Origin of the sequence: Halobacillus sp. A1, assembly GCF_024189295.1 — a bacterium.
GTDB lineage: Bacteria > Bacillota > Bacilli > Bacillales > Halobacillaceae > Halobacillus_A.
This window is the reverse complement of sequence record NZ_JAIZEN010000006.1, coordinates 97,931-123,805: the sequence shown is the minus strand read 5'-3', so window position 1 is coordinate 123,805 and position 25,875 is coordinate 97,931. Positions and strand designations below refer to the sequence as shown.

Below are 25,875 nucleotides of genomic sequence, written 5' to 3'. Positions count from 1 at the left end.
GTGAGTAGTACATGCGTGTAACTCAAGGAATGTTATCGAATAATATGCTGCGTAATTTAAGCAGCAGCTACGGGGATTTAGGAAAGTATCAAGAACAGCTCTCAACCGGCAAAAAAATCAGCAAACCCTCCCAGGACCCTGTAGTGGCGATGAAAGGCATGAACTATCGTTCTCAGCTTGGTCAGGTGGAGCAATTCCAGCGTAATATCGGGGAAGTTCATAATTGGATGGATAATAGTGATGCCGCTTTAGATGAAGCGACCCAGGCGGTTCAAAGGATCCGAGAGCTGAACGTACAGGCAAGCAATGGGACGTATGAAGGCGAGGAACGGGAGAATATCGCTAAAGAAGTGCGCCAATTGAAAGAGCATTTGGCTGAGGTAGGCAACACACAAGTCAACGGCAAATACATCTTTAATGGAGCGAATACGACGGAGAAACCGATTGATCCTGATACGTATGAGCTGAACGTCAGTGATGCATCGGTAGAAATCGAAGTGTCCTCAGGAGTTAAAATCCAGGCAAACATTACACCGAGCTCCGTGTTTAACGAGGACTTATTTGCTGATATAGAAAAATTCGCTTTCGATTTAGAAAGCGGCGCAAGTGAAGACGAGCTCAGCAGCAGTTTGAGCCAAATGGATAATCATGTGAACAGCTTTGTCGGCGAGCGTGCCGATTTAGGCGCGAGAATGAACCGTGTCGAGCTGATTGAGGACCGCTTAGGCACTCAGCAGGTGAGCGCTACTAAAATGATGTCCGATAATGAAGATGCGGACATTGAAAAAGTGATTACTGACTTAAAAGCACAAGAAAGTGTTCACCGGGCCGCGATGGGCGTAGGTTCCCGGATCATTCAACCGTCGCTGATGGACTTTCTTAGATAAGGCTGTCTCTTTGCAGAGGCAGTCTCATTTTTTAGAGGAGGTGTTTTCGGATGGCTGTTTCACAAATTCAAATAAAATCAACACCGGCAAGACTGGCATTAACTATAGACCGTGGACAGCAGACGATCCGTCAGCCGAAAGCGCAGCAATCAATCCAGCAGCCTAAAGCGGATCTGTCTATTCAGCAGCGGCCTGGCAAGCTTACAATCGATCAGACAAAAGCCTGGCACAATATTGATTTAAAAAATGCACTTCTGCGGACAAAAGAAACGGCACAAGTCGGTGAGCAAAAGTGGATGCAGGGGGTAGCCCGTGTCTCTTCAGAAGGCGATGAGTTGATGAAGATAGAAAATGGAGGCAACCCGATCGCGTCTCAAGCTGAGCGCAACTCAGGATTTGACTTTGACATTCAACTCGGACGCTCCCCGACCCACGAGTTAGTAGATCTTCATTATCAGCCGGCCGAAGCTGATATCTCTGTCCAGCGAAACGAGCCGGTCATTAATGTGGAAAGAAGAAACCCTGAAACCTCCTTTCAACAAGGAAAAGTAAGTACCTATATGCAGCAGTACCCGGATATACAAATTGACTGGAAAGTGTAAGGAAGGTGGAAATCATGAACATTGCGACGAAATACTTTGGCGATATCAAAGTGAAAGAAAACGACTGCATTACGTTTAAAAAAGGAATCCCGGGCTTTGAAAGCTATCACACATTCATATTGCTGCCGGTAGACGAAACCAGCCTGTATCTCGCCCTGCAATCAGTGGATGAAGCAGGCGTTGCGCTCATCGTTACCAATCCGTATTTATTTTATAAAAATTATGAATTCGACCTGGACGAAAAATCACAGGAAGGACTTGGCATTACTAAGCCCGAGGATGTGGCCATATATAGTGTTGTCACATTGAAAGAGCCGTTCGCTCAGTCCACCCTTAATCTGCAGGCACCGATCATTATGAACATCAATAACGGTCAGGCGAAGCAAATCATCCTGAACCAAACGACCTATCGCACAAAGCATCCACTGTTTACAAATGAAGGCGGTGAAACCTATGCTCGTCCTTAATCGAAAATCAGGAGAATCCGTCCGCATAGGTGATGACATCGAAGTGAAAGTCGTATCTATTGAAGGCGGTCAGGTGAAGCTAGGGATCGAAGCACCTAAGCACATAGAAATCCACCGCCAGGAAATTTACGTGGCCATACAGGAAGAGAACGCCGAAGCGGCTACATTCTCAGGGGATTTACTAGATTTGCTGAAAAATTCGTCCAATTGATAGTCTTGGCAGTGCTATAGTTTCTGTTTCAGCTTCACGAGCTCAAGTGAAAGCTTATTAAAATAGATTAGTCCTTTCTATTTACAACTTTGGAACGTCTTCTGAGAACTTAACAGCAGCAACTCGTATCAAAGACTTGGACAAGGCCGAGGAAATGATGACCCAAACGAAGAATTCTTTTTTAGGGCAAGCATCTCAAGCGATGTTAGCTCAAGGCAATCAGCATCCACCATGATTTCTTCAGTTACTACATTAATATATTTGGAAAGGACCTTATTCATAGGGTCCTTTTACTAGGAGGAATTTTTGACTGAGTTATTTAAGTTAACTTTTTTCTCCTTTCATCAATAGCGTGAAAATATATTTACTCCCCTTAACCCAGTTATCACGAAACCCTCCACAAAACAGCCCATACAATAGACACCTCCATTTCATCTAACCACTCAACAATCATAAAAAATAACCGATATAAAAACTAAACCATATAACATGGGGAGTTGTTGAAGGTGGATGTCAAAAAAAGCATGACCCAATCACAGCTCCTGCACAGAAGCACAATCCAACTTAGTGATATTTCAGCTGTTCAGGAGAATTTGAAGCAGATACAGAAGGAAAAAGATAAGAGCACTCCATATCTCGGCGGTGCGCCCGATAAACTGCATGCTGGAGAGATTATTGCTAAGATGAATGAGTTGTTGGATTATGAGCCGACGTCTTTGCGGTTCGAGATGCATGATAAATTGGATGAGTACTATGTGACGATCGTCGATATGAAGACGAGAGAGGTCGTGAAGGAGATTCCTCCTAAAAAGATGCTGGATTATTATGGGGCGATGGCTGAGTTTCTTGGTTTCATCGTAGATGACAAAATATAAGAGGTGATTTGATGAGTGATATGCGAGTTGGCGGGCTGGCTTCCGGTATTGATACTGATACTATTATCAGAGATTTGATGGAAGCTGAACGGATGCCGCTGAATAAGATGGAACAGGAGAAGACGAAGCTTGAGTGGCAGCGTGATGAGTACCGAGATGTAAATAAGAAGTTTCTTGAGCTTGATAATTTAGCGCTGGATATGAAGCTTGATCGTACATATCAATCAAAAGAGGCTTCTTCCTCTAATTCTGCCGTAAGTGCGAAAGCTAGCTCGAGTGCTGGGGAAGGCCGATATAGTGTGGAGGTTACTCAGCTTGCCTCTGCTGCTTATAATTACTCTGAAGGAACGATTACGGGTGGAAACGATGAGTTTGATCCTGATGCTTCGTTAGATTCTCAAAGAGGTTTCTTTGCCAATGGACTGGATGAAAGTGACTTTGAGATTAAGACATACGGGAAAGATGGAGAAAAATCTCATGTGTTTTCCATTGATTCAAGTGATTCATTAAATGATGTTCTAGAAGAAATTAATGATTCTCAAATCGGCGTGAGGGCTTTTTATGATAAAAGTGCCGATAAAGTGATGATTGAGCGAGATGAGACGGGAAATTACAACTCCGATGGAAATGAAATCGATTTTGGCGGTGGACCGAACTTTTTAACGAGTACCTTAGGTCTCACCGGTGAAGAAAAAGGCGGGAGTGACGCAAAGTTTACGTATAATGATAGTGGCTTTGAAATTACGTCCCATGACAATAATTACTCAGTTAACGGTGTCGACTTTACTCTTCACGAAGTAGGGAAATCTACTGTCAACGTTACTAATAACGTTGATGGAGCTGTTGAAAAAATTACTGACTTCGTTAATAAATACAATGACATCATCGAAAGTCTGGGTGATAAGCTGAATGAAAGAAAAAATCGTGATTATCCCCCTTTGACCGAACAGCAGAAAGAAGCTATGGAAGAGGATGAAATTGAGAAGTGGGAGGAGCAGTCGAGAAAAGGCCTGCTTCAAGGAGATTCTGTCTTGTCCGGCGCTCTCGCTCAAATGAGGACAAGCTGGTACAGCAAGGTCGAATCTGACGGCGAGTTTAATATTCTTTCGCAAATCGGCATTGAAACGTCCTCTAATTACCGCGACCGTGGTAAGCTTGAGGTCGATGAAGAAAAGCTTCGCAATGCTTTAAGCGAAGATGCTTCTTCTGTAAAATCCCTTTTTTCTAATGATGGAGAGGGTGATGAGAAGGGGATTGTACGCCGTCTTGAAGATATTATCGGCAGTACGCGGACTTCAATTGAACGCAAGGCTGGAAAAGAGACGAGTACCAATCAAAGCTTTACTTTAGGCAGGGAATTAGTGAATGTCGACCAGCGTATGCTCAGCTTTGAGAGTAAGCTGACGCAAATCGAAGACCGCTACTGGTCGGAATTTGGTGCCATGGAGAAAGCAATTCAGGAGATGAACTCACAATCAGCTTATATTCAACAAAACTTTTCAGCAGGTATGATGTAATAATATAAAGGAGTGTTTGTTTAGATGTCAATCCAAGCCTATCAAAACAACTCAGTAGAAACAGCTTCTCCAGGCGAACTTACGTTGATGCTTTATAACGGATGCATTAAATTCATCCGCGCTGGCAAGAAAGCTATGGAAAATAATGAGATTGAACAAAAAAATACCGTCATTCAAAAAGCGCAAGCGATCATTCGTGAACTGATGGTGACGATGAATCAGGATTACGCTGTGGCTGAGGATGTTCTTCCACTGTATGAGTATATGAACCGTCGGCTAATCGAAGCTAACATTCAAAATGATCCGGCTATTTTGGATGAGGTGGAGGGGTTGGTGACCGAGTTCCGTGATACGTGGAAACAAGTGCTTCTCCAATCCAGAAAAGCTCAATATGGCGCAGGCGGAACAGCTTAGTATGGGGTGGCAGCATTTTTTAACGATCACCGAACTTTTATCTAAGGAAGTAAATCGCAAAGTCACCGACGATAATCGCCAGGAAGTTGTCCAGGAAATCCAGCGGTTACTTGGCGAGCGTTCGGCGATCATTCAACAGCTTCCTCAACCTCAAACCAATAAGGAAAAAGAAATTGTTCAAACTGTGATGAGTTTGGACCTCGATATTAATCAGAAGCTTGAGTTTCTTTTTAACGGGTTGAAGGTTGAGCTTCGGCAGATGAGAAGGCAGAAATCAAGTACGCAGCGCTATATGAACCCTTATCAAAGTGTCTCCTCGTTTGACGGCATGTTTATGGACAGAAAAAAATGAGACAGCGTACAGTTGAAGAGCAGGAGATGCTTTATGAATACATGCAGGTGTTGACGGGAGTAAGCGAAGCTTTTCAGTACTTAGATGGAGCGAACATGAATAAGCAGGGGCCAAAGATCGTCTTCAGGGACACGATTAAGGCTTTTGAAAAAATGCACCGGTCTCATACTCATATCGTGGATGTTCTCGATGATCCTTTCTATTCTCAGGAACTGTTGACTGATTTCCATGATGTAATTGTAGTGTTTGAGGAATGGGTCCAAGCAAAAGCGGCTGATAAGAAAAGTCTGACGTTGAACCAACAGCTGATTCCCTCCTTTGAAAGGTGGAAGTCAAAGATGCAGGCTTACATTTTCCCTTATATTTCTCATTAAAAAGAGCCTTTCACATCGGAAAGGCTCTTTTGCTTATTCTTCAATGAATGTCGTATCGACTAATCCATTCAAGTTCGGTTTTTCTTCAAGGAATTGTAGTTCATAAGAGGAGTCAGCGAACATTTGGATTTCATTCGCTTCAACTTCATACGTGAAGTTCATGCGCTCCCATGAGCTGTCTACCACTTCTTGGGATAATTCCTGATCAGTGATCTCTTTAATTTGTGCGATTGCTATTTCTTTCGATTCTTCAGGGTTCTCGTTTACGAAGTCTGTCGCTTTTTTATGTGCATCAACTAAGTTTTGGATCAATCCCGGGTCTTTCTCTTTCAACTTTTCGGAAGTTACAAAAACAGAAGCAGGCATATTTTCGTTATGAGCGACTTCGTCATTTTGGAAAAGCACTTCTCCGGTACCTTGTGCTTCGATGTAAGCGGCCCATGGTTCAGGTACAGCTGCTACGTCGACTTTTCCAGATTCGAACATACTGCTGTAAGTGGCCGGTTTACCTGTGACGTGTTTCATTTCGCCGTCCAGACGATCAGAAGTGATTCCAAATTCATTTTTCATCATCGTTTCAAATTGAACATCGTGTGTACAACCGACACGAGGAGAGATAAATGTTTTTCCTTTAATATCTTCAGCAGATTCGATGTCTGCGCCATTTCTAGCCATAATGACGGTACCGCCCGTCGCTCCGGCTGCAACGATATTGATTTTCGCTCCACTTGTAAAGTGATTCATTGCTGGCCCCGGTCCTACAATTCCGCCTTCGATTTCCCCGGTTTCAATCGCCGTCATGAAGGCTGAACCATCAGGAAAATATTGATAATTTACGTCTGTTCCGTCTGGTAAGGTTTCTTCATAAAACCCTTTATCTTCTGCTACCATTCCTGCCGCATGATCGATGTTAGGGAAGTAACCGATAGTCACTTCATCTTTGTCTGAGTTTCCACTTCCTGAAGTGGAGCTGCTTCCGCAAGCAGAAAGTATTCCGATTAATATAATAAAGCTGAATCCTGTAATTAATTTTTTCAATATAACTCTCCCTTTCTATATTCAAGATAAACCCCAACGGTTTCTTACATTTTTCTCTAGTTTTGAAAATACGAATTGATCAACGACTGCTCCGATAACGCCAATAATGACGATAATCGCAACGACCTGATCCATACGTGCATAATCCTGAGCGTAGGCTAGTGAATAGCCTAGCCCCGGTCCGTTACTTAACAGCTCACCAGCCATTAACGCTCGCCAGCTGAATGCCCACGCTAAGCGCAGCCCGGTCATAAAATAAGGTACGCTTGAAGGGATTTCGACTCTGAAAAAAGAGCTGATGCCTCTCGTTCCCATAGTTCTTGCGGCTCGTATGAACTGCGGGGGAACACTTTGGATTGCGGTTCGTACGTTTAACGCCATAACAAACGTTCCACCGAGAACAACTACGAAAATAACAGCGAACTCTGAGAATCCGAATAACATAATAGCGAGCGGTACCCAGACGATACTCGGAATACTCTGCATGGCAATTAAATACATGCCGGCGGTTTCATCCGCCTGCTTCGACTTGCCGAGAATTACTCCGATCACTGTGCCAAAACCAATCGCCATCGCTAATCCTATGAATAAGTGCCTGAAACTGGCGCCTAATGCTCCGAGAAAGTCTCCAGTAGTAAATCCATTATAAAGAGCTTCCCAAACACTTGTAGGAGATGGGAAAATGATTTCTTCCAAAATGCCTGCGGTGAAAACTAATTGCCAGATACCTAAGACAGCGACTAGAAAAAGGATGCGTTTAATAAGAATATTCAAGTTCATCGTTTAATTCTTCCTTCAGTACTTTATTGATTTCTTCTTTTAGCAGATTCATCACTTTATCTTCCATCTCAATCACTCGTTCGTCAGATCTTATTCTAGGTCTCGGAATATCGACGTTATAATCAGCGATAATACGGCCAGGGCGAGTGCCCATAACGATGATGCGATCAGAGAGCTTGATTGCTTCCTGGATACTGTGAGTGACGAACAGTATCGTTTTTTGAGTCTCTTCCCAAATTTTGATGAGTTCATCGTGGAGTATGTGACGAGTCTGTTCATCAAGAGCGCCAAACGGTTCATCCATGAGGAGAACTTTAGGATCCATTGCTAAAGCGCGTGCGATTGCTACACGCTGCTGCATGCCGCCGGATAATTCATACGTGTAATGTTTTTTGAAGCGGCTCAAGTGAACCATTTTCAAAAAATGGTCGGCTCGTTTTTCAGCTTCCTGCTTAGACATGGTGGATTTTAATGGGAAGGTGACATTATCACGCACATTAAGCCAGGGGAACAATGAGGGCTGCTGGAAGACCATGCCCCGGTCCGGGCCTGCCTGTTTAATTTGTTTGTCTTCTAGCTGAATCGTTCCGGATGTAGCATGTTCCAGGCCTGCTACCATCGAAAGTAACGTGGATTTCCCGCAGCCGGAGGGTCCTAATAGCGATACAAATTCTTTTCTGTCTATTGATAAATCAATGTTAGAAAAAACTTCAAATTTTCCTTTTTCCTTATCTTCGAATGTTTTTCCTACGTCATTTAATTGAAGAAACATGTGATCCCTCCCCTATATATGTATAATTCCTATAAACTTAGTTGGTTTTAGCTGTAGTTTTAGATTATACCATGATTCAAGAAACGTGCAATGATTCTCATTGAATTATTGAAATATTTTTAAAAGTTAGAAGAAATATGATGTGTTGTGAAGAAATTATCGTAGTTTGTGGTTGAATTATCTCACTCATTGGTCGAATTAATTCCGTCATTGGAGGAAATAATGGCAAAACCGCTCCCATTTAAAGGAGACGGTCATTATTTTCTTCAATAGAAGGTAAAAGCGGCCTTTAGTGCTTCCCACTGCAGATAATGGTAAAGAAGCAAGCAATTTATTAGCCGTCGAGGAGGATTTCATAAATCAGAATTCGCGGAAATTTCTATTTTTGATGGTCAATTTTAGAAAAACAGAATAATCATGCAAAGCTCTCTCATGATTTTGACGTGGAGAAGGTGACATCGAATGTCTTGTGCAATTTGACATGGAGTTTGTTTTTAAATAGTAGAAAAGTGATTCTTGTCCAATATAAATGAAGAAGAATTTTCTATAGTCGTTTTCGATGATTGTGTAACTGGCATGTGTTCGAGGGGGGCTTCGAGGTAAAGCTTCTTTTTAAAAGGGGCCGGGAGTTTTGCAAAAGCTTACTTAATCCTTTCTATAATCTATGTAAATAATATTCTCTAACTATTTTAAAAAACATATACAAGAGGTAAGAATAATATAATACCTACATCATCTGTTTTAATTCGACCATATTCTTTCAAAATTCAACTATTAAATGGAATTATTCAACCAACTTTCATGGTATTTCCTCCAATTCCACAAAAGTTCGACAATGATTATTGTAAAGTTCAGAAAGTTTATGCAGGAATGGGCAAGGGTATGGTAGAATATAAACTACATAAGGATGAAAGGAGGACACTTGTATATGTTAAATTATAACATTCGTGGTGAAAACTTAGAGGTGACGGATCCCATCAAAGATTATGTTCAAAAAAAGGTGGGCAAATTGGAGCGTTATTTCGAGACTCCGCCGTCTTCTGAAGTTCACGTTAATTTAAGTGTCTATAATGATGAGCAGAAAATCGAGGTCACAATCCCGATGAAAAATTTACTATTGCGTGCTGAGGAGCACAATTCAGATTTATATGCTGCCATCGACCTTGTTGTAGATAAATTAGAAAGACAAATCCGTAAATACAAAACAAAAGTGAACCGGAGATCCCGTCAGGAGGGCGCTCCAAAATATGTATTCGCTGAAATGGAAAGAGAAGCTCAAGCCGAGAAATATGATAACGATGAATCCGAAGTGGAAATTGTAAAAACGAAGCGTTTCGACCTGAAACCTATGGACAGTGAAGAAGCCGCTTTACAAATGGATCTGCTTGGACACGCGTTTTTCGTATTCACTAACGCGGATACAGATGAAACGAATATTGTCTACAAACGTAGAGACGGACGATATGGCTTAATTGAAACTTAATTAGAGAAAAGGGCAGCCTCAGTAAAATGGGGCTGCTTTTTAAATTCATTTAATATAACGAAGATCCCCAGCACCTTAGTAAAAATGTCCATTATAATCCACTTTCCTTCTACTCAAAAATGATTTTTATATCCTTCCTCACGATTGATTATCGAAATTCCGCCTTTTTTCTTTCAATTGCTTCCATGATATAAATAAATAGTAACAATCCTACCATGGAGGCGAAATCATGACCCGTACTTACACTTGCTCAGATTGCGTTCATTTATATGAACGTTTAAAACAACAAGAAGAAACGATTGCTCAGCTCGTAGAAATCATTGGTACGGCTAATCGACGTATATATGAAGTCGATCAGCGTCAATCGAACATGGAGCATCAGTTGATTCGTGAGCAGCAACCCCGCTTGGCCCCTTCTCCTTCCTTATAATCGCCTCCGCCGATCGGGCAGTTCACCCCCGGACTGCTCCGTCGGTATTTCTTCGCTCAGACCGGTCCTTCACGTTCTCTGATTTGTTGTCATTTCGCTGTTCTTAGTGTTATGATAAGGTGTGGATTAAACTATTCAACCGAAGATAGGATATTAAAGAGGAGCGGTTGCAATGCTTGGAACATTAAAAAAGATTTTTGGTGATGGAAACTCACGCCAACTTAAAAGCTTAGAAAAAATAGCGGAGAAGGTAGATGAGTTAGAATCAGATTTAGAGAAGCTGTCTGACGATGGTCTTCGCAATAAAACAGATGAATTCAAGTCCCGATATGAAAAAGGAGAAAAGCTTGATGATATGATGGTGGAAGCTTATGCTGTCGTACGTGAAGCCTCCAAACGCGTGTTAGGTATGCGCCCTTTCACTGTCCAGATCCTTGGTGCTGCAGCCCTACACGAAGGGAATATAGCCGAAATGAAAACAGGTGAAGGTAAAACATTAGCTTCTACTATGCCTGCATATTTGAACGCTATAACCGGGAAAGGTGTTCACATTATTACGGTCAACGACTATCTAGCGAGTCGTGATGCGAAGGAAATGGGTGAGCTTTTTCAATTCCTCGGTCTGACTGTTGGTTTGAACTTAAATGGAATGTCCAAAGATGATAAAAGAGAAGCTTATTTGGCTGATATTACGTACGGAACCAACAACGAGTTTGGTTTCGATTATTTGCGTGACAATATGGTTTTATATAAAGAGCAGATGGTGCAGCGTCCGCTTCACTTTGCGATCATTGATGAGGTTGACTCCATTCTGGTCGATGAAGCGCGTACTCCATTGATCATTTCCGGCTCAGCGTCCAAGTCGGCTGATTTGTATCAGGCGGCGAATTCCTTTGTGCGTCTTCTTGAACGTGATGATGAATTTACGTTTGATGAAAAGACGAAGAACGTCCAGCTGACGGAAGAAGGGATCAACAAAGCAGAAAAATTCTTCAAAATTGAGAACTTGTTCGATCTTTCAAACGTATCATTGATCCACCACATCAACCAGGCTTTAAAAGCCCACACGACGATGCATCGTGATACGGATTATGTTGTTGAAGACGATGAAGTCGTTATCGTCGACCAATTCACTGGCCGTCTTATGAAAGGACGACGCTATAGTGATGGGCTGCATCAGGCGATAGAAGCTAAAGAAGGCTTGCAGATTCAAAATGAAAGCATGACCCTTGCCTCTATCACATTCCAGAACTTATTCCGGATGTATGAAAAGCTGTCGGGGATGACCGGTACGGCTAAAACAGAAGAAGAAGAGTTCTTGAATATATACAATATGCGTGTCATAGCGATTCCGACGAATCAGCCGATTATCCGTGATGACAAACCAGATCTTGTTTATAAGACGATGGATGGCAAATTCCGTGCCGTCGTAGAAGATATTAAAGAACGTTATGAAAAAGGACAGCCTGTGCTTGTCGGAACAGTAGCTGTTGAAACGTCAGAGATTATCTCCCGTTATTTGACTAAGGCTAAAGTACCTCATAATGTGCTGAACGCAAAAAACCACTTCCGAGAAGCGGAAATCATTGAAAATGCAGGCCAAAAAGGCGCAGTGACTATTGCAACGAACATGGCCGGACGTGGTACTGACATTAAATTAGGTGATGGCGTCCGTGACGCGGGCGGACTTGCTGTCATAGGTACAGAGCGTCACGAATCACGTCGGATCGATAATCAACTGCGTGGTCGTTCAGGTCGTCAAGGTGATCCGGGGATGTCACAGTTTTATTTGGCTACTGATGATGAGCTGATGCGCCGTTTCGCTTCAGATAATATGCGCAACATGATGGAACGCCTCGGTATGGACGATTCACAGCCGATTGAAAGTAAAATGATTTCAAGAGCTGTGGAATCGGCTCAGAAACGGGTCGAGGGTAATAACTTCGATGCGCGTAAAACGATACTTTCATATGATGATGTGCTTCGTCAGCAGCGTGAAGTCATTTATAAACAGCGCTATGATGTTCTCACTTCCGACAACCTGCGCGAAATCATCGAACAGATGATTCAAAACGTCGTGCGAAAAACCGTGCAGGCTCATACGTCTGAGGAAATCGATGACGATTGGGAGCTTGATTCTATTGTAGAATACGTGAAAGCCAACCTGCTTCATGAAGGCGATGTAACGGTCGAAGACTTAAAAGGTAAAGATCCTGAAGAGATGGAAGAGCTCATCTTAGAAAAAGTTAAAGTACGTTATGACGAAAAAGAAGCTGAGCTCACAGAAGAGCAAATGAGAGAATTCGAGAAAGTCATCCTGCTGCGGACGGTCGACCAGAAATGGATGGATCATATCGACCAAATGGATCAGCTTCGTCAAGGTATCCATTTACGCGCTTATGGACAGAATGATCCTCTTCGTGAATATCAATTCGAAGGTTTCAGTATGTTCGAGGCGATGGTTCAAACCATTGATGAAGAAGTGGCCAAGTACGTCATGAAAGCCCAAATCCGGAACAACCTCCAGCGTCAGGAAGTTGCGCAGGGTGCGAAAGCTGTTTCAGGTGACGGCGAAGAAAGTAAAGAAACTAAAAGAAAAACGCCTTATGTTAAAAAAGACACGGTAGGCCGTAATGACCCTTGCCCATGCGGCAGCGGTAAAAAATATAAAAATTGTCACGGATCTTAATAGAAGAGGACACCCTCGTATAAGAGGGTGTCTTCCCTTGTGCTTATGTGACGTCTTGAATCTTACTAGGAGTGATGGAAAATGGATATGGCAGAAATTCGCCACGAACTCGATAATACAGCTAAACGATTAGCGGACTTCAGGGGGTCTCTTTGACGTCGAACAAAAGAAGACCCGCATTGCTGAGCTAGAAGAAGAAATGACAGAGCCGGGATTTTGGGATCAACAGGAAAACGCTCAAAAAGTTATCAATGAAGTGAATGGACTGAAAAGCCTTGTACACACATTGGAGGAGCATGAAGAATCCCACGAAAACCTGGAAGTCTCTTATGAGCTTGTAAAAGAAGAGGAAGATGAAGAACTTCGTAAGGAACTGGAAGAGGAAGTGACCGTGCTCGTTGAAAACCTTAACGAATTTGAGCTTAACATGCTTCTAAGTGAACCTTATGACAAAAATAATGCCATCCTTGAGCTGCACCCGGGGGCAGGCGGAACTGAGTCGCAGGACTGGGCGAGCATGCTGCTTCGGATGTATACCCGTTATGCCGAGAAGAAAGGTTTTTCTGTCGAAACGATGGATTATCTTCCTGGTGACGAAGCTGGAGTGAAAAGTGTAACTCTGCTGATAAAAGGACATAACGCTTATGGCTATTTGAAAGCTGAAAAAGGCGTGCATCGCCTCGTCCGTATTTCTCCATTCGATTCATCTGGACGGCGTCACACGTCGTTTGTTTCATGCGAAGTTATGCCTGAATTCAATGATGAGGTCGAAATTGATGTGAGAACTGAGGACTTGAAAATTGACACGTACCGATCCAGCGGGGCTGGCGGTCAGCACGTCAACACGACAGACTCAGCAGTTCGAATTACTCATGTCCCGACTAAAACTGTTGTGACTTGTCAATCCGAGCGGTCACAGTTGAAAAACAGGGATCAAGCAATGAAAATGCTTAAATCTAAGCTTTATCAGCTGGAAATAGAACGTCAACAGGCTGAACTTGATGATATTCGAGGGGAGCAAAAGGAAATTGGCTGGGGCAGTCAAATCCGCTCCTACGTTTTCCATCCATATTCTATGGTGAAAGACCACCGTACCAATGTAGAAAACGGAAATTCCCAGGCCGTCATGGATGGGGAGCTTGATAAGTTCATTAACGCTTTCCTGCGTTCCAAAATGAATTAATGTAGAACCCTCTCTTTTCCACATGAAGAGAGGGTTTTTCTGTTTTACAGGTAGCTTCTACAAATATAATAACTTCACACTTTACCATAGTAATACGTTATCACAATCGCGTTTACATTCTGATCTTCTCAGTGGTATACTCCTAAACGGCAGTCGACTCATTCAGGAGGAATTTAGTATGATGATGGCAAAAAAATACCGGCGCCAGCCTATGCCCCCTTTATTACGACATATTATTGAATACGGACTAGTCATTCTGGGGTCATTCTTTGTGGCGCTCGCTTTTAATATCTTTCTACTCCCCAATAATATTGCTTCAGGCGGAGTTGCAGGAATCAGTACGATAACTAAAGGAGTATTCGGATGGGAGCCGGGGATTGTACAGGCTGTTCTTAATGTACCTCTTTTCATTACAGGTGTCATTATCCTCGGGAAAAATTTCGGCTTGAAGTCATTCGTAGGTACGATGGTGCTTCCTTTGTTCGTTTTGTTGACGAGTCAATTGGAGCCGGCTTCAGAAAATCCTCTTTTAGGAGCGATTTTTGGTGGTATGGGTGTCGGGTTAGGCCTTGGTATTGTGTTTAGAGGGCGCGCTTCTACTGGTGGAATTGATTTAGCGGCTCAAGTACTACATAAGTTTACGCATCTCCCGCTTGGGGTCAGCGTGGCTCTATTTGATGGTATGATCGTTCTTACGTCTGCTCTCGTTTTTTCTGTAGAAGAAGGACTATATGCTTTAATCGGATTATTCGTGACCAGTCGCACGATTGATTTTGTACAAGTGGGATTGAACACCTCTAAAAATGTGATGATCATTACGAACGACGTGGACAAAGTGAGATCAGCAATTCTACATGAAATTGATCGTGGAGTCACTGTGTTGAGTGGTGCCGGAGGGTATACGGAAGAAGAGCGGAGAATCATCATGTGTGTCGTTCAGCAAAATGAATTCATTAAATTGACACAAACCGTCAAACTCATTGACCCAGGAGCTTTCGTGGTTGCTATGAACGCAACAGAAGTACTTGGAGAGGGTTTTAAAACGAGTTGATTAGGTTATACTATTCTATAATCCATTTATGAAAAAATTACCTGTTTGGGGGTTGCGCGATGAATAAATTATTATGGGCTGCTTTAGTAGGGATGATCTTAGTATTAGGTGCCTGTGGCGGTGGAGACGATGAATCCGGAAATGGCGGTGAGTCTGAAGATACCGGCAGTGAAGAGTCCAGTTTTGATGGGGATGTTGCGGCGGCTGAAGAAGTATATCAGCAAAGCTGTGCAAGCTGTCACGGCGGCGACATGGAAGGAAATGTCGGTCCGGCGTTAACTGAAATCGGCTCTAAATATTCTGCTGATGAGATCCAGTCGATCATCCAAGAAGGAAAAGGCTCCATGTCAGCGCAGAATGTGGAAGAAAGTGATGCTGAATTAGTAGCGAGCTGGCTTGCAACAATGGAGTGATATATAAATAATTTTTAGCGAACCCGACAGAATATAGTCGGGTTTTTTATATGTTCATTTTCCATATCGTGGGGCTATTACATAGACATTCCTTAAACCATTTACACAATATAGAAAATACGTACATATCCTGAAAAAAATGTCGAATTTTATATATTTATTAAAGATTCTGAAATGAAAATGTAATAATTTTTTATCATAAAAACTCGAATCTGAATGGTATAATAAACGAGGACTTAAGACGATAAACAGCTAGAGTTAAAAAACAACTTAGAATATTGTTAGTAAAGGAGTTAAGGTGATCTGTATGATTGAAATGAAGGGAGTCTATAAGACTTACCCTAATGGTGTAACGGCTTTGAATGGGATTGACGTACATATAGATCAAGGAGAATTTGTATATGTAGTAGGGCCCAGCGGAGCTGGAAAGTCGACATTTACGAAGCTGATGTTCAGAGAAGAAAAGGCGACAAAAGGCACTGTTAATGTAAATAATTTTAATTTAACTACGATAAAAGAAAAAAAAGTACCCTTTTTACGCAGAAATGTAGGAGTCGTTTACCAGGACTTCCGTCTGCTTCCAAGACTGACAGTTTATGAGAACGTTGCATTCGCTTTAGAGGTTATTGAAGAATCTCCAAACCAAATTCGGCGTCGTGTCATGGATGTTTTGGATCAAGTCAGGTTAAAAAATAAAGCGCGTTTTATTCCCGATGAATTATCCGGTGGAGAGCAGCAGAGGGTATCTATTGCGAGAGCGATTGTAAATCGTCCGCGCCTCTTGATTGCTGATGAGCCTACAGGGAATTTAGATCCGGATACTTCATGGGAAATCATGCACATTTTAGAAGAAATTAATGCAAAAGGAACCACTGTACTTATGGCTACCCACAGCCAGGAAATTGTAAACACCATCCGCAAACGTGTTATCGCTATTGAAGATGGTCAAATCGTTCGTGATGAGGCGCGGGGGGAATACGGCTATGAAATTTAAAACCCTCGGCAGACATGCTCGTGAAGGAACTAAAAGTGTTTGGCGTAATGGCTGGATGACGATTTCAGCGGTGGGAGCCGTTACAACGACATTACTGCTTGTAGGAGTATTTCTTGCTCTAATGCTGAATTTGAATGAAATAGCAGGAAACATAGAAGATGATGTTGAAGTGAAAGTTCTTGTTGAATTGACAGCTGACGAGCAGCAGGTTTCTGAACTTGAAAATAATCTGGGAGATTTACCAGCCGTCGGTGAATTGACCTACTCTTCGAAAGAAGAAGAGTTAGATGAATTAGTAGATAGTCTCGGAGATCAGGGGAAGGCTTTTGAACTTTTTGAACAGAGCAACCCATTAAATGATGCCTTTATCATTAAACCTGACAATCCTGTTGATGCAATTCAAATTGCGGAAGAAGCAGAAGCTATGGATCAGGTAGATGAGGTCGACTTCGGAGAAGAAATCGTCCAAAGGCTGTTCCAGTTTAATGAATATGCAAGATATATAGGGTTAGGTCTAATCGTAGGGTTAGTCTTTACAGCTATCTTTTTAATATCTAATACGATCAAGATAACGATCATCGCCCGCAAAAAAGAGATTGGCATTATGAAACTAGTAGGAGCGACTAATGCGTTTATCCGTTGGCCTTTCTTCGTGGAAGGGTTGACCCTTGGGGTTCTCGGATCCATTATTCCAATTGCGGCCGTGATGAGTGGTTATTACTATTTATATTATAATTTGCAAGACCGCATACAGTTCGACTTCATCCAATTACTTCCATTCAACCCTTTCGCTTTTCAGCTGGCAGGTTTGATTCTGGTAATCGGAGCATTCATAGGCGTTTGGGGAAGCGTTATGAGTGTAAGGAAGTTCTTGAAAGTTTAACGGAATTCAGGGGGAGGAAAACGGTCATATGAGAAAGTTTTACACCTTATCATTAACTGCTTTGCTTGCAGCGGGGGCATTGTTTACACCTCTTAAGGAAGTCAGCGCCAATGCAGACTTGGAAGAAGTTCGGGAAGAACTAAAAGAGCTGGAAGAAGAAAAAGGCAGCGTAGATGAAAAGAAAAATGATGTTGCCGACGACAAAAACAGTACAGAAGAAGAAATTTCTGAGAATGAAAAAGAACAAGAAGAGACTCAGGACAAAATGGAAGAGCTTGATAATAAACTGAGTGAAACTCAAGAGAATCTTCGCTTGAAAGAGGAAGAAATTAAGAAGACAGAAGAGGAAATAGAACAGCTCGAAAAGGATATAGAAGATCTTAAGGAACGTATCGACGAGCGTGAAGAATTGCTTACAGAGCGGTTACGTGCCTTGCAAAAGAGTGGAGGAGACGTGCAATACCTGGAGGTCATCATGGGGTCACAAAGCTTTGGTGACTTTCTAGATCGTGCGTCAGCCGTCACTACCATCATGGACCAGGATAAGAATATCATGGATACCCATATGGAAGAGAAAGCTCTGTTAGAAGAAAAGCAAATAGAAGTGGAAGAAAAAATGGCTGATCTTGAAGAACAGAAAGCTGATCTTGAAGAGATCCAGGAAGAACTGGACAGTCAACTAGAAGAAAAAGAAGAATTGATGGAAGAACTTGAGATGCAGGAAGAAGAGCTTCATGATCATAAAATGGCCCTTGAAGAAGAAGAATCTTTATTAAGTGGACAAGAGGCAGCTATTCAAGAAGCAATGAAAAATGCAGAAGAAGATGAAGAGAATGTCCAGGCTGAAATCGAAAGAGAAAAAGAACGTGAGAGAGAGCGCGAACGTGAATTAGAGCGACAAAGAGAAGAAGAAGCAAAAGAAGCAGAAGAAGCAGAAGAAGAAGCTGAAAAAGAAGAAAGCAGTTCAAGCAGCTCGGAGAAGAGCAGTTCTTCGGATTCATCAAGCGGCTCCAGTTCATCGGCCGACAGTTCATCAGCTCCAGCCCCTTCTTCTTCCAGCGATAAGTTCATGCGGCCATCAAGTGGCCCGGTCACTTCAGGATTTGGTCCGCGCTGGGGAAGTGAACACCAGGGAATCGATCTCGGAGGAAACGGATTACCGGTGGTTGCCGCCGCTTCTGGTGAAGTGTTGAGGTCGTATTACTCCTCTTCTTATGGAAACGTAGTGTATGTCACTCACTATATTGATGGACAAGTTTACACGACCGTTTATGCGCACTTGCAAAATCGTGAAGTAAGCTCAGGTGATCGTGTATCGAAGGGAGAGCAGCTTGGCCGTGTAGGAAATACAGGCCGTTCAACCGGACCCCACCTTCACTTTGAAGTTCATGAAGGAGCATGGAATGCTTCCAAGAGTAATGCAGTAGACCCTAGGAAACATGTCAACTTCTAAATCTATAAAACTATGAAGCTAAAAGAAACCATTTGTATTCAGCAAATGGTTTCTTTTCTTTTAACCTTACTGTTAATTTATCAAATAGACTTCCGTACCTCGCTAAAAGAACATCAATCAGCATTTAACCCAGGGATAAGTAATTTTCCTTGCGGGGTCAGAGAATATTCTGCTTTAGTAGGAACTACAGGATGTACTTTACGGTGGATAATTTAGTCAGATTCTCATTCTCGAAGCTGTATGGTGACAGGTATCCATCTTTTCAGCTCACTGAAACGCTTCGTTCCTTCTTTTACGAGAGACCATAATATGACCATCTTCCACTTCCTACCGATCTCGGCAAGCGTTAGTTCTTTTTCACATTTGTACTCCTTAGAATAAACGTGTCCTTGAGTCATTCCCCTTTCTATAGTGTCCTGGCAAAGTTGTACTTTTCAAGTGTATCAACTTCAAAGAAAGTATTATGACGTCACAATATCGTTAATAATTTTTTATAGCTTACCACTAGGATCTTTGTTATAACTAAACTATAATCGTGTGTGTAGAGGATTTTATACCATTCATTCTAAATTAAGAAAGAGGTTAAAATATGAAGAAAGCCGTTTTAATGCTCATCATGCTGGTTCTTATTTTCCCGACGCTGGCAGGTGCTCATACTCATTTGGAGAGTGCAGATCCTGAAGCTGGAGACACCATTTCAGAAGTGAACTCGACGATAACGCTGACATTTGACTCTCCTGTCCAGGAGCCGAACGAGATTAATGTAACAAATGCAAGCGGAGAAGAAATGGAAGTCACTGAGATCAATCATTCTCCTGAGAATGTCATTGAAGTTACGCTCCCCTCATCCATGGAAAATGGAGATTTCACTTTATTTTACAGCATTGTAGGGGAAGACGGTCATGTCATGGAAGATGAACTTGAGTACACATATGAAGGTTTTGAAGAAGTTGAAGAAAACGAAGAAGCTGCTGAAGAAGCAGCGGAAGAGGAAGCAGAAAAGGAAGCGGAAAACGAAGCAGAAAATGCATCGGATGAAAGCGCCGCTGAATCTGGTGATCAAGTAGAATCCAGTGAGGATCAGTCAGGAAATGAGGGAGGCTGGACGCTTCCGCTTATTGTAGCTCTTTTAGCTGCAGTAGCAGTCATCGCCTTTATGTTTATTAGGAAGAAGTCATGATTTACGCTTTTAGCAACAGCATTTTGTATATATGCTTTGCTATAATTATCGGTGCCAGTATCCTGTCGGCCATCCCTAAAGACCATAAGCCAGAGCTTCAATTACCGAAGACATTGATCAAAGGAAGTACCCTGCTCGTACCGATTGTGTCTCTTGTACCTGTACTGGAGCTGGCTAGCGGGATCAATGGATACCGTGACGAGTCGTTCATGTCTAGTTTGATGTATGTGTGGCTGCACCTGGAAACGGGAAAAGCCTGGTTGGTGCTGGCCCTTTTGTCCCTGCTCTTTATCGTGTTACTAAGGTTAAAAGTAAGGCAATCGGTTATTTTTGGTGCCGGTCTAATGATTGCTTTAGGAATGATCGTTACCCAGGGGGTAGTCGGACACTCGGCCAACATGGGAAGCTTCCCGGGAGCAGCCGCCCATATTTTTCATCTTGTTTCCGTAAGCTCCTGGGCGGGAGTACTGCTGATTGTGAGCTGGTTCTCAGTAAGTGACCGTAAATGGAAGGAGTTCATTGATTGGTTTACGTTTTTAGCCTTAGGCTGCATCGTAATCCTTACATTCACAGGCTTGTTCATGACCTTCCTTCTGAACGAAAGAATTGTAGATTCCTGGATTTTAACGTATGGTCAAGCACTGTTATTGAAGCATCTACTTTATGTGCCGCTTTTGTTGTTTGCATGTATTAACGGCTTTCTCATAAGTCAAAAGATGCATCATAACCACTCATTTTCACCTCGATCCTGGTGGAGAGCAGAAAGTGTGATCCTGATCAGTATATTCATGATTACTGGATTTTTGACAGAGAAGGAACCTGCCCATAATATTTCGCAGACGTTAAGAGGAGAAGATCCTTCGATTCTGTTTCGGACGTTTACTTCTATTTCAGCAGGAGCTGAGACGGGTTTGGTTATTCAGCCAAGTGTCATCAGCCTCCTTTTTATAACCATAGGCGGTGTGTTTTTATTTCTCGTATTTTATGCTTTTCAGCAAAACAGTTCTCCTGCCGCTGCTCTGAGTATTGCTGGGCTTGCTATCATAAGTGTATATTTCGGACTCATGAGCGCGCTTTCTATTGGGAAAGAGGCAACACCGGCAGTTTGGAACTACGAGGCTTTGGACATTCTTACTAAAATTGTGGCATAAGTTTATAAATAAAGCATCTCACGTTTACGGTGTGGTGCTTTTTTTGCTAGTATAGAAGAATCAAGTAGAATTTTTTTACACAGAAGGGTGAATGCGATGAATGTTAAACCACGTTACGTCGCGATCATAGTGGGGCTTGCTTTACTATTAGGGGCCGCGGGGTCGTATGTGGGGATGCAGTATTTTGGGGTGTCCTCCAATGATAATGCTGGTCAATCTGCGAATGTAGAAAAAGAAGCAGAGAATTTTGCGGATTTATCAGAAGACGAACAAAAGAGTTTCATAGAAGGTTTGTCAGGTGATACAGACATAGAAAAGGTTGAACAAGCCTACCAGATGATACAGGAGAACTCTTTGATCGAAGCTGAGGATAACCAGCTGATCGAAGGAGCAATCGAAGGTATGCTGGATACATTAGACGACCCTTATAGTACGTATATGGATAAAGAAACAATGGAGCAGTTCGACCAGTCCATTGAATCTTCCTTTCAAGGCATAGGTGCCGAAGTGAGCATGGTGGACGAAAAGGTAACCATAGTAGCCCCTATTAAAGGATCACCCGCTGAAGAGGCTGGTTTGAAGCCTAACGATCAAATCCTCGAGGTGGATGGCGAGAGTGTCGAAGGACTTGACTTATACGATGCGGTCTCCAAAATAAGAGGTGAAAAAGGTTCGGAGGTCACTTTGACGATTGAGCGTCCGGGGTCGAGTGACTCTTTGGAAATCGATCTTGTAAGAGATGATATTCCCCTTGAAACGGTATATAAAGATACAAAAACGGTCGATGGTAAAAAAGCCGGGATCATTGAAATTACTTCCTTCTCTGAAAAAACATCCAAAGAGTTTGAAGATGCTTTGAGTGAGCTTGAGGAAGAAAATATAGAAGGTCTTGTAATTGACGTAAGAGGTAACCCAGGTGGACTGTTCACCGATGTACAGGAAATATTAGAGCAGTTCATTACAGATGAACAGCCTTATGTGCAAGTGGAAGATAGTGCGGGTGAAAAATCTGAATACCGGTCGAACCTTCAAGACATGAAGGACTATCCGATCACGGTGCTTCAGGATGAAGGAAGCGCCTCGGCTTCTGAAATATTATCAGCTGCTATGAATGAAGCAGGCGGCTATGATATCGTCGGAACGAAAAGCTTCGGTAAAGGCACTGTGCAGCAAACAATGCCTATGGGCGATGGAAGTACGATCAAGTTGACGCTGTATAAGTGGCTTACACCGGAAGGTAACTGGATCCATGAAAAAGGAGTCGAGCCTACGGTAGAAGTGAAGCAGCCTGAATATTTCTATACAAACCCTGTAGAAATTGAGGAAGAATTAAGCTACGACGATAATGCTGAGCAAATTGAAAATGTACAAATCATGTTAGAAGGATTAGGTTATGAGCCAGGTCGAACTGACGGGTACTTCAGTAAAGAAACAGAAGCTGCTGTCTCTGAATTCCAGGCTGATCAAGGGCTTGAGACATCAGGCAAGGTAAATGAAGAAACTGGCGGGAAAATTCAAGAGTTGATTATCGAGCAGGTTCGTTCAGGTGAGAATGATCAACAAATGGATAAAGCCATAGATGTATTGTTTGAATAAGCAGGATTTAAGCAAAAAATCTCGAAGTTAATCCGTAGTCTACAGACTGCGGATTTTTTCGAGGAAAAGGGAGAGGGGGAATAATGGTGGAAGTTTGGTTCGAAGAATTTCTTCAAGGTTTTATCAGGCTGATGTCTCAGCCGCTATTATATTGGTCTATTATACTATTGTTTGTCATATCGATACGGAGAATGAAACAGGAGCGCAGGCGATTCGGGACGAGGGTATATGATATCTTCACCGAGGGGAGAAGTACGTGGAGAATCTCTTTAGTTGCAGGGTTGCTTGTTTCGGTTTTTGCTTTAGCCGGGGGGATGGTTTTTACTACAGCGTCGTTATTGGTAGTATCAGGAATTACAATCCTTTTAAGTCTCCCATTGAAGCTGACATGGTTATCTCCAGCTTATACATTAGGAATCTCAATCTTATTGATTTTTATGATATCCTATGTGCCAGGTCTCTCTTTCATAGAACAGACAATTCCAGGTGTGACCGGGGTTTCACTGCCGGGAATGGCCATCATACTAAGTATTTTACTAGTCGTAGAAGGGGTTTTCCTTATGAAAACTTCATCACGGCGTACATTCCCGGAACGTGTTCCAGGACCGCGTGGGAAAAAGATTGGTCAACACCGGGTAAAAAAACTGGCATTGATTCCGATGGTTACACTTTTTCCAGCTGGAGTGATTGAACCTATTGCCGGTTGGTGGCCAGTTTTCAGCATAGGTGAAGGCAGTTATGGCTTGGTGATGTTTCCTGTTTTATTAGGATATGAATGGCTGGCGAGAGCACAGTCTCCGAAATTATCTGCGATCAGACTTGGAAGGCAGACGATTGCGATAGCTGTTCTCACTTTCTTCATTGCTGTAAGCAGTATATTTGTCCCAGTACTTGCAGCCGCTGCCGTTCTTATAGCTTTCCTTGGGAGACTAGCGATTTATTCTATTCACAGCAGCAGGGAGAAAAATCAGCCCTATTTCACAGAGGACCACCGCGGCGTCCGAATACTTGGGACGATACCGGGAAGCCCAGCAGATGAGATGGACCTTTTACCAGGCGAGTTGATCATCAGAGTTAACGGCATTTATGTTTCTTCTGTTAACGAACTGTATGAAGCCTTACAGACAAACCGCGCGCTTACTAAGATCGAAGTGAAAGATTTCCAAGGCGAGAACCGTTTTGAGCAGAGAGCGATGTACGAAGGCGAGCACCACCAGTTAGGATTGCTGTTCGTTCAAGAAAATTCTTATGAACCAATCGCTCAGTAAAGACTGGTAAAGCTCAAAACATCGAGCTTCTGCCTGTCTTTGTTTTTTGAAAATTTTATGAATACTATCTTTTTTTAATGAAAATGATTCTCAAATTCATTGACACAATTCGATTTACCTTCTAAACTTAAAAGAGATGTAATAGCCCATTCTTGAATTAATTGACTGAGAATATACTTGAAATTATATTATACTTAAACCATTCAGACGAACGGGTCGTTTGTAAAGGAGAGAAAAGCAGATGGAGTCATTGCTGGCGAACAATCTGACGTTAGGTTATGGAGATCAAATTATAATTGATTCATTAGATATAAAAATTCCTAAAGGGAAAGTTACCGTTTTAATTGGGGGGAATGGCTGCGGGAAATCTACTTTGCTTCGTTCACTTGCTCGATTGCTGAAGCCGAAATCCGGAGAAGTTATTCTGGACAGTTCTGATATTTCTAAAATGCGCACGAAAGATGTTGCTAAAAAAATGGCGATTCTTCCACAAAGTCCGACTACTCCTGAAGGATTGAGTGTTTATCAGCTAGTCAAGCAAGGACGCTACCCATATCAGAGCTGGGCTAAAAAGTGGTCGAAGGAAGATGAAGATTCCGTCAATAAGGCTCTTCGCGATACGAACTTGACTGAATTGAAGGATCGTGCGGTGGATTCCTTATCAGGAGGTCAGCGTCAAAGGGCTTGGATTGCAATGACGCTTGCTCAAAATACAGATTTGCTGCTGCTTGATGAACCGACGACTTATCTAGACATGACCCACCAAATTGATATCCTCGATTTATTGTTCGATTTGAATCAGGATAATGGACGTACGGTAGTCATGGTGCTTCACGATATAAATTTGGCTTGTCGATATGCAGACCATATTGTGGCTGTGAAGGATAAAGAAGTTTTTGATCAAGGGAAGCCTGAAGATGTCATTACTTGTGAATTGATGCAGCATGTGTTTGAAATGAACTGTGATGTACGACAGGATCCGCTTTTTGGTACTCCGATGTGCATTCCGCACGGCAAAGGGCGTTGTTTAATCAAACAAGCTCAAGCTGAAGCACAGAAGACACAAGGGCAGAGCCAGACCCAAACCGTCGTCAGCTAAAAAAAGCCTCAAGTCCGGGTTCACGGTCTTGAGGCTTTTCTTATGGTTTAGAAGGAATATCGGTCAAATCATGAAGGATATGAGTTGGCTCAATTCCTAATTCCGGCCACTTTTGTTCATTACGGTTAACCCAGGCGGTATCGAAACCATACTGGGAAGCTCCCGCGATATCCCATGGATTACTCGAAAAGAATAGGATTTCGTCCTGTGAAGCCTGCAGCTTATCTTCTGCATAATGATAAGCATCCGCATGAGGTTTATAGACTTTCGGTGCATCCGCACTGAGCAGCAGGAAAGACTCAGACAGCTGGTTGTTATCGAGCAGAGGCTCGAGCATTGATTTCGTTCCGTTTGAAAAAATCGTTAATTCCTTCTCAGGGTGATTTTCTTTCAAGAAAGGAACTTCATCATAAGGTTTTAATTTTTCGTATTGTTTCATCAGATGATTTATTGTCTCATTATCCGCCTCTGCACCTGAAGAAACGAGTGCATCTTTTAAGGCCCAGCGAGTTACTTGGTCGAATGAAACATACCCATCGATTAATTGACGCACCATGAAATAATGGACTTGGCTGCTGCGCCACTGCTCGCTAATCTGCGGCCCTTTGTCTGGAAAATGGTCTTGAATGGCATCCATGACGGAATGGACATCGAATAACGTACCATATGCATCGAATACATAAGCTTTATAACTCATTTTAATTCTGCCTCCT

At 42.5% G+C, this 25,875-nt stretch carries 27 protein-coding genes and 2 pseudogenes; 24 read left to right on the top strand and 5 right to left on the bottom strand.

Annotation, left to right across the window (positions count from 1 at the left end; translation table 11 throughout):
• Positions 1–11 precede the first annotated feature (11 nt).
• The 10 genes and pseudogenes from flgL to LF817_RS08675 all read left to right on the top strand — a co-directional run bounded on the left by flgL (position 12) and on the right by LF817_RS08675 (position 5,699).
• The gene (gene flgL / locus LF817_RS08720; protein ID WP_253935409.1) at positions 12–887 is read left to right on the top strand and encodes a flagellar hook-associated protein FlgL; all 876 of its coding nucleotides are present in this window, start codon (positions 12–14) and stop codon (positions 885–887) included.
• Between the two features lie 50 nt (positions 888–937).
• Complete coding sequence (locus LF817_RS08715; protein ID WP_253935408.1) at positions 938–1,489, top strand: DUF6470 family protein; 552 nt, start codon at positions 938–940, stop codon at positions 1,487–1,489.
• A gap of 14 nt (positions 1,490–1,503) precedes the next feature.
• A complete protein-coding gene (fliW, locus tag LF817_RS08710) occupies positions 1,504–1,956 on the top strand; it encodes a flagellar assembly protein FliW (RefSeq protein ID WP_253935407.1) in 453 nt (150 codons plus the stop codon).
• The gene (gene csrA / locus LF817_RS08705) at positions 1,943–2,167 is read left to right on the top strand and encodes a carbon storage regulator CsrA (protein ID WP_253935406.1); all 225 of its coding nucleotides are present in this window, start codon (positions 1,943–1,945) and stop codon (positions 2,165–2,167) included. Before fliW ends, csrA begins: the two co-directional genes overlap by 14 nt.
• Before the next feature lie 73 nt (positions 2,168–2,240).
• Positions 2,241–2,402, top strand: a pseudogene (locus tag LF817_RS08700) (flagellin); the annotation flags it as partial.
• A 271-nt stretch (positions 2,403–2,673) separates the two neighbouring features.
• Positions 2,674–3,042: a flagellar protein FlaG gene (gene flaG / locus LF817_RS08695; RefSeq protein WP_253935405.1), complete on the top strand. Its 369-nt coding sequence runs from the start codon at positions 2,674–2,676 to the stop codon at positions 3,040–3,042.
• A gap of 11 nt (positions 3,043–3,053) precedes the next feature.
• A complete protein-coding gene (locus LF817_RS08690; protein ID WP_253935404.1) occupies positions 3,054–4,559 on the top strand; it encodes a flagellar hook-associated protein 2 in 1,506 nt (501 codons plus the stop codon).
• 24 nt (positions 4,560–4,583) lie between these two features.
• Positions 4,584–4,973, top strand: coding sequence for a flagellar export chaperone FliS (gene fliS, locus LF817_RS08685; RefSeq protein ID WP_253935403.1), 390 nt, complete (start codon positions 4,584–4,586; stop codon positions 4,971–4,973).
• Position 4,974: 1 nt separating this feature from the next.
• Positions 4,975–5,325: a flagellar protein FliT gene (fliT, locus tag LF817_RS08680; protein ID WP_253935402.1), complete on the top strand. Its 351-nt coding sequence runs from the start codon at positions 4,975–4,977 to the stop codon at positions 5,323–5,325.
• Positions 5,322–5,699 carry a DUF8042 domain-containing protein gene (locus LF817_RS08675; RefSeq protein WP_253935401.1) on the top strand — a complete coding sequence of 126 codons (378 nt, stop codon included), beginning with the start codon at positions 5,322–5,324 and terminating at the stop codon, positions 5,697–5,699. Before fliT ends, LF817_RS08675 begins: the two co-directional genes overlap by 4 nt.
• Positions 5,700–5,732: 33 nt before the next feature.
• On the opposite strand, the gene LF817_RS08670 is transcribed toward LF817_RS08675, so the two are convergent.
• The 3 genes from LF817_RS08670 to LF817_RS08660 are packed head-to-tail and all read right to left on the bottom strand — an operon-like array spanning position 5,733 to position 8,289.
• Complete coding sequence (locus LF817_RS08670; RefSeq protein ID WP_253935400.1) at positions 5,733–6,737, bottom strand: aliphatic sulfonate ABC transporter substrate-binding protein; 1,005 nt, start codon at positions 6,735–6,737, stop codon at positions 5,733–5,735.
• Between the two features lie 21 nt (positions 6,738–6,758).
• Positions 6,759–7,517, bottom strand: a complete 759-nt coding sequence (locus tag LF817_RS08665; RefSeq protein WP_253935399.1) for an ABC transporter permease — start codon at positions 7,515–7,517, stop codon at positions 6,759–6,761.
• Positions 7,495–8,289, bottom strand: coding sequence for an ABC transporter ATP-binding protein (locus tag LF817_RS08660; RefSeq protein WP_253935398.1), 795 nt, complete (start codon positions 8,287–8,289; stop codon positions 7,495–7,497). Before LF817_RS08660 ends, LF817_RS08665 begins: the two co-directional genes overlap by 23 nt.
• 928 nt (positions 8,290–9,217) lie before the next feature.
• Between LF817_RS08660 and hpf the strand changes: the two genes are divergently transcribed.
• The 9 genes from hpf to LF817_RS08615 all read left to right on the top strand — a co-directional run bounded on the left by hpf (position 9,218) and on the right by LF817_RS08615 (position 18,868).
• A complete protein-coding gene (gene hpf / locus LF817_RS08655) occupies positions 9,218–9,772 on the top strand; it encodes a ribosome hibernation-promoting factor, HPF/YfiA family (protein ID WP_253935397.1) in 555 nt (184 codons plus the stop codon).
• A gap of 229 nt (positions 9,773–10,001) precedes the next feature.
• A complete protein-coding gene (locus LF817_RS08650; protein ID WP_253935396.1) occupies positions 10,002–10,202 on the top strand; it encodes a hypothetical protein in 201 nt (66 codons plus the stop codon).
• Between the two features lie 172 nt (positions 10,203–10,374).
• On the top strand, positions 10,375–12,891 hold the full coding sequence (gene secA / locus LF817_RS08645; protein WP_253935395.1) for a preprotein translocase subunit SecA: 2,517 nt from the start codon (positions 10,375–10,377) through the stop codon (positions 12,889–12,891).
• A gap of 81 nt (positions 12,892–12,972) precedes the next feature.
• Positions 12,973–14,074 (top strand): peptide chain release factor 2 gene (gene prfB, locus LF817_RS08640; RefSeq protein ID WP_253935394.1). Its coding sequence is split into 2 segments (ribosomal slippage): positions 12,973–13,044 and positions 13,046–14,074, totalling 1,101 coding nucleotides; the frame shifts between segments, so codons are not numbered across the junction.
• Between the two features lie 211 nt (positions 14,075–14,285).
• Positions 14,286–15,125, top strand: a complete 840-nt coding sequence (locus LF817_RS08635) for a YitT family protein (protein ID WP_371925025.1) — start codon at positions 14,286–14,288, stop codon at positions 15,123–15,125.
• A gap of 59 nt (positions 15,126–15,184) precedes the next feature.
• Entirely contained in the window at positions 15,185–15,538 is a 354-nt protein-coding gene (gene cccB, locus LF817_RS08630; protein WP_253935393.1) for a cytochrome c551, read from the top strand.
• 307 nt (positions 15,539–15,845) lie between these two features.
• Positions 15,846–16,532 carry a cell division ATP-binding protein FtsE gene (gene ftsE, locus LF817_RS08625; RefSeq protein WP_253935392.1) on the top strand — a complete coding sequence of 229 codons (687 nt, stop codon included), beginning with the start codon at positions 15,846–15,848 and terminating at the stop codon, positions 16,530–16,532.
• Positions 16,522–17,415, top strand: a complete 894-nt coding sequence (gene ftsX / locus LF817_RS08620; RefSeq protein ID WP_253935391.1) for a permease-like cell division protein FtsX — start codon at positions 16,522–16,524, stop codon at positions 17,413–17,415. Before ftsE ends, ftsX begins: the two co-directional genes overlap by 11 nt.
• Positions 17,416–17,443: 28 nt before the next feature.
• Positions 17,444–18,868: a murein hydrolase activator EnvC family protein gene (locus LF817_RS08615; RefSeq protein ID WP_253935390.1), complete on the top strand. Its 1,425-nt coding sequence runs from the start codon at positions 17,444–17,446 to the stop codon at positions 18,866–18,868.
• 113 nt (positions 18,869–18,981) lie between these two features.
• Here the strand turns inward: LF817_RS08615 and LF817_RS08610 are convergent.
• Positions 18,982–19,266, bottom strand: a pseudogene (locus LF817_RS08610) (winged helix-turn-helix transcriptional regulator).
• Between the two features lie 191 nt (positions 19,267–19,457).
• On the opposite strand from LF817_RS08610, the gene LF817_RS08605 reads away from it, so the two are divergent.
• From LF817_RS08605 to LF817_RS08585, 5 genes are all read left to right on the top strand, one after another.
• Positions 19,458–20,048, top strand: a complete 591-nt coding sequence (locus LF817_RS08605; protein WP_253935389.1) for a copper resistance CopC family protein — start codon at positions 19,458–19,460, stop codon at positions 20,046–20,048.
• Positions 20,045–21,199 carry a copper resistance D family protein gene (locus LF817_RS08600; protein WP_253935388.1) on the top strand — a complete coding sequence of 385 codons (1,155 nt, stop codon included), beginning with the start codon at positions 20,045–20,047 and terminating at the stop codon, positions 21,197–21,199. The genes LF817_RS08605 and LF817_RS08600 overlap by 4 nt, the downstream gene beginning before the upstream one ends.
• A 96-nt stretch (positions 21,200–21,295) precedes the next feature.
• A complete protein-coding gene (locus LF817_RS08595) occupies positions 21,296–22,795 on the top strand; it encodes a S41 family peptidase (RefSeq protein WP_253935387.1) in 1,500 nt (499 codons plus the stop codon).
• 86 nt (positions 22,796–22,881) lie between these two features.
• Positions 22,882–24,063 (top strand): PDZ domain-containing protein, encoded by a 1,182-nt coding sequence (locus LF817_RS08590; protein ID WP_253935386.1) that lies wholly within the window; start codon positions 22,882–22,884, stop codon positions 24,061–24,063.
• A 241-nt stretch (positions 24,064–24,304) separates the two neighbouring features.
• Positions 24,305–25,162, top strand: a complete 858-nt coding sequence (locus LF817_RS08585) for an ABC transporter ATP-binding protein (protein ID WP_253935385.1) — start codon at positions 24,305–24,307, stop codon at positions 25,160–25,162.
• A 40-nt stretch (positions 25,163–25,202) separates the two neighbouring features.
• Here LF817_RS08585 and LF817_RS08580 read toward each other — a convergent pair whose 3' ends face one another.
• Positions 25,203–25,859, bottom strand: coding sequence for a haloacid dehalogenase type II (locus LF817_RS08580; RefSeq protein WP_253935384.1), 657 nt, complete (start codon positions 25,857–25,859; stop codon positions 25,203–25,205).
• Positions 25,860–25,875: the final 16 nt, after the last annotated feature.

What these genes read in the sequence shown, in the direction of transcription:
- flgL (WP_253935409.1), top strand. Translation starts at nt 12, where the DNA reads ATGCGTGTAACTCAAGGAATGTTATCGAATAATATGCTGCGTAATTTA.
- LF817_RS08715 (WP_253935408.1), top strand. Translation starts at nt 938, where the DNA reads ATGGCTGTTTCACAAATTCAAATAAAATCAACACCGGCAAGACTGGCA.
- fliW (WP_253935407.1), top strand. Translation starts at nt 1,504, where the DNA reads ATGAACATTGCGACGAAATACTTTGGCGATATCAAAGTGAAAGAAAAC.
- csrA (WP_253935406.1), top strand. Translation starts at nt 1,943, where the DNA reads ATGCTCGTCCTTAATCGAAAATCAGGAGAATCCGTCCGCATAGGTGAT.
- LF817_RS08690 (WP_253935404.1), top strand. Translation starts at nt 3,054, where the DNA reads ATGAGTGATATGCGAGTTGGCGGGCTGGCTTCCGGTATTGATACTGAT.
- fliS (WP_253935403.1), top strand. Translation starts at nt 4,584, where the DNA reads ATGTCAATCCAAGCCTATCAAAACAACTCAGTAGAAACAGCTTCTCCA.
- fliT (WP_253935402.1), top strand. Translation starts at nt 4,975, where the DNA reads ATGGGGTGGCAGCATTTTTTAACGATCACCGAACTTTTATCTAAGGAA.
- LF817_RS08675 (WP_253935401.1), top strand. Translation starts at nt 5,322, where the DNA reads ATGAGACAGCGTACAGTTGAAGAGCAGGAGATGCTTTATGAATACATG.
- LF817_RS08665 (WP_253935399.1), bottom strand. Translation starts at nt 7,517, where the DNA reads ATGAACTTGAATATTCTTATTAAACGCATCCTTTTTCTAGTCGCTGTC.
- LF817_RS08660 (WP_253935398.1), bottom strand. Translation starts at nt 8,289, where the DNA reads ATGTTTCTTCAATTAAATGACGTAGGAAAAACATTCGAAGATAAGGAA.
- hpf (WP_253935397.1), top strand. Translation starts at nt 9,218, where the DNA reads ATGTTAAATTATAACATTCGTGGTGAAAACTTAGAGGTGACGGATCCC.
- LF817_RS08650 (WP_253935396.1), top strand. Translation starts at nt 10,002, where the DNA reads ATGACCCGTACTTACACTTGCTCAGATTGCGTTCATTTATATGAACGT.
- secA (WP_253935395.1), top strand. Translation starts at nt 10,375, where the DNA reads ATGCTTGGAACATTAAAAAAGATTTTTGGTGATGGAAACTCACGCCAA.
- LF817_RS08635 (WP_371925025.1), top strand. Translation starts at nt 14,286, where the DNA reads ATGCCCCCTTTATTACGACATATTATTGAATACGGACTAGTCATTCTG.
- cccB (WP_253935393.1), top strand. Translation starts at nt 15,185, where the DNA reads ATGAATAAATTATTATGGGCTGCTTTAGTAGGGATGATCTTAGTATTA.
- ftsE (WP_253935392.1), top strand. Translation starts at nt 15,846, where the DNA reads ATGATTGAAATGAAGGGAGTCTATAAGACTTACCCTAATGGTGTAACG.
- ftsX (WP_253935391.1), top strand. Translation starts at nt 16,522, where the DNA reads ATGAAATTTAAAACCCTCGGCAGACATGCTCGTGAAGGAACTAAAAGT.
- LF817_RS08615 (WP_253935390.1), top strand. Translation starts at nt 17,444, where the DNA reads ATGAGAAAGTTTTACACCTTATCATTAACTGCTTTGCTTGCAGCGGGG.
- LF817_RS08605 (WP_253935389.1), top strand. Translation starts at nt 19,458, where the DNA reads ATGAAGAAAGCCGTTTTAATGCTCATCATGCTGGTTCTTATTTTCCCG.
- LF817_RS08600 (WP_253935388.1), top strand. Translation starts at nt 20,045, where the DNA reads ATGATTTACGCTTTTAGCAACAGCATTTTGTATATATGCTTTGCTATA.
- LF817_RS08595 (WP_253935387.1), top strand. Translation starts at nt 21,296, where the DNA reads ATGAATGTTAAACCACGTTACGTCGCGATCATAGTGGGGCTTGCTTTA.
- LF817_RS08585 (WP_253935385.1), top strand. Translation starts at nt 24,305, where the DNA reads ATGGAGTCATTGCTGGCGAACAATCTGACGTTAGGTTATGGAGATCAA.
- LF817_RS08580 (WP_253935384.1), bottom strand. Translation starts at nt 25,859, where the DNA reads ATGAGTTATAAAGCTTATGTATTCGATGCATATGGTACGTTATTCGAT.